Origin of the sequence: Amycolatopsis bullii, from assembly GCF_014654205.1 — a bacterium.
GTDB lineage: Bacteria > Actinomycetota > Actinomycetes > Mycobacteriales > Pseudonocardiaceae > Amycolatopsis > Amycolatopsis plumensis.
Map to the genome: position 1 here is coordinate 90175 of NZ_BNAW01000030.1, position 7057 is coordinate 97231.

The 7057-nt window shown below is 66.6% G+C and carries 2 protein-coding genes; one reads left to right on the forward strand and one right to left on the reverse strand.

Going from position 1 to position 7057, the window contains the following annotated elements; genetic code table 11:
- Positions 1-199 precede the first annotated feature (199 nt).
- Positions 200-5311 (forward strand): MobF family relaxase, encoded by a 5112-nt coding sequence (gene mobF / locus IE317_RS28635; protein ID WP_229902971.1) that lies wholly within the window; start codon positions 200-202, stop codon positions 5309-5311.
- 936 nt (positions 5312-6247) lie between these two features.
- Here the strand turns inward: mobF and IE317_RS28640 are convergent.
- Positions 6248-7057: RHS repeat-associated core domain-containing protein (locus IE317_RS28640; protein ID WP_229902970.1), on the reverse strand; the 810-nt coding region annotated here is incomplete at its 5' end.

Here is a 7057-nt window from a genome sequence, read left to right on the forward strand (position 1 = left end):
ACCAACCCGCCCACCTACCGCACCCCGCCCGCCACCACACCGCACCCCGCACCTTCCCCCGCCCCCCACTCACCCCGCCAACCACGCCACCGCCACCACCTCACCCAGCCTGCCCCCTACCCCGCACACAGCACGTCTTGCAGACGTTCTGAACCGGGTGGGCGCCGCTGCCTTTTGGGCGTAGTCTGGTGTGGACATGATGGGCTTGCGGAAGCTGAGCCCTGGTGGTCATGTGTATCTCACGAACACGGTGGCGTGCGCCGATCGCAGCCGTGAGCTCGCACCCGGCGAGCTGTTAAGTGACTACTACCTCTCCCGTGGTTACCCGGCAGGCCAATGGTTCGGCGCTGGAGCAGAGCACTTAGGACTCTCCGGCGCAGTCACCCCTGCCCAGATGGACGCCCTCTTCGGCGAGGGCCGGAACCCGCACGCCGACGCCATCGAAGCCGAGATGATCGCCGGCGGCGCCACCGCCGCAGAGGCATTGAACGCCACTCGGCTGGGGCGCCGGTTCCCGCAGTACTCGGCGCTGGATCATCTGCGCTCCCAGGTGTCGCAGGCGTACAAAGACCACAACCGCCTGCACGGACGTCCAGTCGGCGCGCCGATCTCCGCGCAGGAACGTGCCGAGCTGCGTCGCGGGGTGCAGCTGCAGGCTTACCGCAAAGCCCACGATGGTAGAGGCCCTGCCGGCGACACGGAGCTGAACGAGTGGCTTGCGGAGCAGAAGCGCGATCTCAAGTCGGCGGTGTCGGGTTTTGAGATGGTGTTCACGCCGGACAAGTCGGTGTCGATTGCGTGGGCGATGGCGCAACCCGCGGAGCGGGAACTGATCGCCGGCATGGTCCGCCAAGCCGCCCGCGACACGTTGTCCTGGGTGGAGGACAACGTCGCGTTCACCCGCCGCGGGAACATGGGCGAAGCGCAGGTCGACGTCAACGGCATCGTCGCGGCGTTGTTCGAGCACTGGGATTCCCGCGCCTCCGATCCGCACCTGCACATCCACGCCCTGATCTCCTCGAAGGTGCAACGCAGCGACGACGGTGAATGGACCGCCCTCGACGGCCGCACCGTGCTGGCCGCGACCGTCACCGCGTCGGAGTACTTCGACAACCGCCTGCGCGACCTGTTCCGCGAACAGGGCGCCTCCTGGGTGCAGCGGGGCGCCGAAGGCGTCGACATGAAACGCCCGGTGTGGCAGCTCGACGGGATTCCGGTCGAGCTGGTGAAGCTGTTCTCCCAGCGGCATCGTCAGTTCGAAGCCGCCCGGGCGAAACGCATCGTGGAGTTCCGGGCCAAACACGGGAAGGAGCCGACGCCCAAGGACATCTTCGCCATCGACCGGGCCGCCCAGTACGACAACCGCCCCGGCAAGCAACCGCCGAAGACGCTGCCGGAGCACCTCGCGGCGTGGCGCGAGCACGCGCTTGGCATCGTTGCCGCCGAGGTCCTCGACGCGCTGAGCCGGACGGTGTTCCTCAGCGGACGCGCCGAGCCGGATGCGGTCGACATCGCGAAACTCGCCCAGGTCACGCGGGAGGTGGTGTCGGACAACTACGCGCACTTTTCCTGGTGGAACCTCGCCGCCGAAGCCCACCGCCAGTCCGCGCACCTGCGGATGCCCGTCGACAAGCGGGGACAGCTGGTCGTCGACGTCGTCGACACCGTCCTGGCCCAGCCCGACACCCTCGCCCTCGTCGGGCCGACCGCGGTCACCGAGCCGGCCTCGCTGCGTCGGAGGGACGGCGAGTCGGTGTTCGTGGAGCACAACTCGACCCGCTACACCACCACCGCGACCCTCGCCGCCGAAGGCGACCTGGTCGCCTGGGCGCGCCGCGGCGGCGGGCACCGGCTACGTGCCGACACCGTCGAGAAAGCCCTCGCCGGTCAGGGATTGAACGCCGGGCAGGCGGAGATGGTGCGCCAGTTCGCCCGCTCCGGGCGCCGCCTGCACTTCGCCTTGGCGCCGGCCGGGGCCGGGAAGACCTCGGCAATGAAGGTCCTGGCCACCGCGTGGCGGCGCACCGGGCACCGCGTCTACGCCTTCGGCCCCTCAGCACGTGCGGCCCAAGAGCTGGGTGCGTCGATCGGGGCGAAGCCGCACACCCTGCACCAGCTGACCACCGCACTGAAGTTTGGATTCGCCCACCGCGCGTTCCCTATGCAAGCCGGGGACCTGGTGATCGTCGACGAGGCGGCGATGGCCGGCACCCACACGCTCCACAAGGTCGTCAAGTACGCGCTGACCCACGGCGCCGACGTGCGGCTGATCGGTGACGACGCCCAGCTGGCCGCAGTCGAGGCCGGGGGCGCGATCCGGCTGATCGCCCACGACGTCGGCGCAGTGCGGTTCAGGGAGATCGTGCGCTTCCGCGGCGACGACCGCAGGGAGCAGGCTGCGGCGTCGCTGCAGATTCGGGCCGCGAACCCGAAGGGGCTCGAGTACTACTTCGAGTCGGGCCGGGTCTCCGATGGGTCGCTGGAGACGATGCGCGACGCCGCCCGCTCGCATTGGCAAGCCGACCTCGACGCCGGCTTGCAGTCGCTGCTGATCGTGCCGACCAACGAAGACACCGTCGCCCTGAACATCGACGCCCGCGAACGGCGCCTCAACCGGGGCCTGGTTGATCGCGGGCGGGAGGTGGAGCTGCACAATGCCACCACCGCCAGTGTCGGGGACTGGGTCGTCACCCGCCACAACCAACGGCTGCTGTCGCTGTTCGGCGGGAAGGATTTCGTCAAGAACGGCGACGTCTGGACCATCACCGACGTACACCGCTCCGGCAAGATCACCGTCCAGCACCGGGTGCACAAGGCTGCCATCACGCTGCCGGCCGGATACGTCCAGGCGCACGTCGAGCTCGCCTACGTCGCCACGATCAACCGGGTGCAGGGCATGACCAGCACCGGCAACGCCCACCTGCTGGTGCCGCCGACGATGACCCGCGAGCAGTTCTACCCCGGCATCACCCGCGCCATGCTCGGCAACTACCTCTACGTCGTCACCCACCACCACGTCATCGACCAGCACCTCGAAACCCCCGAACCAGTGTCCCCGGAGTCCGTGCTCACCGGCGTGCTGCACCACTCCGGTGCCGAGGTCTCGGCCACCGAAACGTTGCGGGAGGCGCAGGACGAAGCGGTGTCGATGGGCACGCTCGTTCTCCGCTACAACTACACCGCCACCTACCGCGACGACGAGCGCTACCGCGCCATCCTCGCCCATCACGCCCCCTCCACCGTCGATCTCGACAGTGAACCGGCGCTGATCCAGACGCTGCGCAACGCCCACGATCTCGGCTGGGAGCCCGACCCGCTCGTCGCCGTCGTGATGCGCTGGCGCCAGTCGCTCGACGACGCCGACAACCCGGGCGCCGCGCTGCAAGCCCGGATCAGAAAGCACCTTGAGCGCCGTCAGCCACCCTCGCCAACTGCACCTCCGCTACCCGCGGATGTCACTCGCTGGCGCGGCATCGTCGACGCAATCGCCCCGCACGTGGCCGTGGAAGACCCGGAATGGGACCCGATCTGGCACCGTGCCGCCGGTGCGCTGGCGGCCGGGTTCGACATCGACGCGGCGCTGACCGTCGTCGGCCACCAGCTCGCTGCGCGTCCGGTGGTGCCGGATCCGATGCCGGATGACCGCTACGCCGACGCGGCTTTGGCCGCCGAGCTGCAGCGCCGAGGTGAGCGTGGTGAGGCTCATCAACGCACCGTTCCGTGGCTGGCCCGCCCCGACTTCGCCCACGTCCGCCATCACCCCGGGCACGCGCAGTACCTGTACGAGATGAACCAGGCGATCGCCGATCGCGTCGAGCAGCTGCGCGCCGCGGTGATTCGAGACCAGCCGGAGTGGACGGCCAGCCTCGGGCCGCGACTGGAGAACCCGATCGCAGCCGAGGACTGGGACGAGCTCGTCGGCCTCGTCGCCGCCTACCGCGAGACCTTCCGTATCGAGGGCGAGACGCCGCTAGGCGGCAAACCCGACAGTCACGGCGCGAGGGCGCACGCCTGGCGCACCCTGAGCGAGCGCTGGGACACCTTCGGGCAGACGCCAGCGTCCGCGTCATCCGCACCCGCGAAGCCACGATCGACGGCTCACACCACCGAGCCGGACGACGTGTTCGCCGAGTTCGATCACCCCGAGGACCGGGTTGCGCTCGAGCCGTTGAACGTGCTCATCCGCCGCTACGAGCTGCTGGCGCGCGACGGTGACGAGGACCGCTACCTCGATGTCCTTGCCCGCTACGTCCCGGACGCGGTCAACGCCGGTGCCGAGCCCGCGGCGCTGGCGGCGCTGGCGCGCGCCCAGGACCGGGGGTGGCAGGCCGAACGTCTCGTGCGTGACCTCGTCGACGACCGCGGATTCAGCTGGGCGGACGACCCGGCTGCGGTGCTCGCCAAGCGCATCAACGACCACGTCGGAACCTACGAGGCGCCCGCCCGGATCGCCCCGGCGACCGGCGAGCAGATCGGCCGCTGGCAGCAGATCGTCGCCGCGCACCTGCCCGACGCTGTCGTGACCGAGGAGCGCTGGGGCATCGTGTGGCGCCACGCCGCCGGTGGTGCCACCGCAGGACTCGACCCCGACACCGCGCTCACCGACGCCGTCCGCCAGATCGCGGCGACGACGACCGGTGCCAAGAACACCGCCCCGCGGACAACTGGGATCGCGCTGGTGAGCGCACTTGTCCGCCAGCACGACGCCGGCGACGGGCACCACTCCGCGCTGCCCTGGCAGGCACAACCTGATCTCGCGCACGCGGCGAACTACCACGGTCCGCTGGAACGACTGGCAACCATGAACGCGGAGATCACCGCACGGACCGAACAGCTGCGCGACCAGGTCGTACAGGAGCAACCGGCGTGGCTTGCGCGTTTTGGTGCACGTCCCGAGGATGCCGCACTTGCGCGGCAGTGGGATCAGCTTGTCGGGCTGGCTGCGGCGTATCGTGAAACCTACGGAATCACGACCGCCGATGCTGTCTCCCCGCTCGGCCAGCAACCTGCCGGCAACGACCTTCGGGTCGAGGCCTGGCGGGATATCACCCGGCAATGGAGGCACCTGATGACCACACCCGACCGCGAAGACGCCGCCTCGGACGTGATGCTGACTCGTGAATCGCTGCGTGACTCCGTCGACGCCTATGTCGCACGGTTCTACACTGAACTCGCCGCCGAGAAGGAACAGGAAGAGGATGCCGAGGCGGAGACGGCCACAGCCGCGCGACGAACCGATCTGGAAGAAGAACTGGTCGATGGCCGCGAACACGGTTTAGGCGAAGACGCTCATCGCGGGCTCAGCTACTGACCTGCCTATCAACGACGACCGACGAAGACACCGGACGCCGCGATGGCGCGAACGATCGCAGGCTAGACGATGGCCCCCCTGTCCAGAAATAGACTATTCCGGTTGGTCGCATGCACCTTCCAGTCCCGTGTGCAAGTTCGGGGTGGGCGCGGGACTACGACTGCGGCTGACCGGTGGCCACCAACATGCGTCAATCTCGGACCGAGGCGTAGTCATACACATGGCATTCCAGCCGACAACTTATCAAGGTTAAAGTTGAAAAGTTTCCAGTTGAAAAACATTCCACTAAACCTTAAGACTTGCGCATCCGGAGAACACGAGACACGCCAATCGGAGCAACCAAGAACATCAATACGACAATGAATGCAATCAGTGCAATCGGCCAGAGGATCGACACATGTCCCGCCGTTTGACGATCCCAGCTTACAAGGACGATCGCCATAATGAAAACCGGCGCCAACCGAAAGGATTCGTGATCGAATGATTTTCTCGGAAGAAACGCACGCAACCAACGAGACCAAAAGCTCGAGCCAATGTGCCGCCGCAGTTGGCCGGGATCGTGAATAACGGCCATCGCGGAAGCGTTTGAAGTGACGGACAACTCCGATCTGAGCACCTTCATGCTAGATTTCGGGAGCAGCCAAACGAGGAATAAGAAAAGAACAAACTGCCCGACTTGACCCAAGCGTACCCATGTTCCAGAAGTGGACGACAACAGCGATATTGCTACCGATATCAAGGGCACTGATGACGTCAACCACGACCAGCATGTCACCCACAAGTAGTACAGGGGGTCGTTCTTACCTTGCGAAGTGACACCGTTGGACCCGCTGCCTGAGTCAAAAACCACGTCTGCCATAATCTACCTCTTTATCGAAGATACGACATGTGCGAGCCCTCACGATAAGGGCCCGCACATGCCAACGTACATTCATACTAATAGTGCCACTGGTTGCCCTGGATGTCGATCGAGTTGATGTTGGCCTTAACTCGCCCGCAACTACCGAAGTCGGAACCCACCAAGGTAGTGATCGAGAAGAAACCCGATGCTGCGCCGGAGCCGCTGGCAGCGGTTTTCGCTCCTACGAACAGAGCGCGAATTGACCCACCGCCACTGATCAACGTGCCGGCTGCGGACCAAATGGCGGTCGCACACTTCACGCCGTCATCCGAACCTGCGGGGTCGCTGTTATTCACCGGATCGCCGGTCCCGTACGCGTAAGAGTTCTCTTCCTGGCCGGTGGGGTCGGGCTGGGTGAAGCGAGCGTACGCCGGGTTGTAGTGCCGGTAACCGGTCAGGTACTCACTGCTGGCGAGCTGGTAGGTACCCAGCCACCGGAGCCGGTTGGCCGAGCCCGCGGAGCCGGTGATGCCGGTGTTGAACCCGTACGGGGTGTAGGTGTAGCCAGCGGTCACCACGCCGGTGTCGTCGACCAGGGCGATCACGCTGCCCTGGTAGTCGGTGATGGCGTTGTGGTGCTTGCCCGCGGCGTCGACCAACCCGGTGAACTTGCCGTCGACGTCGTGGGCGTAGATGGTGCCTGCGCCGTTGTCCACGGTCCGCGAAATACCCAACGCCGTGCGGGTGAAAACGTGCGTGACGTCGCTCGAGCCGACCCGCTCGGTGGTCGAGGCGGGCTGGGTCTGGTCGAGCGTGTCGTAGCCGGCGGTGAACAGCGTGCCGGAACTCGACGTGACCGAGGTCCGCTGGTTGGTGTCGCTGTAGTGGGCTTCACCGCCGGGGTT

Coding starts and splice junctions, on each gene's coding strand:
- mobF (WP_229902971.1), top strand. CDS start 200: ATGGGCTTGCGGAAGCTGAGCCCTGGTGGTCATGTGTATCTCACGAAC.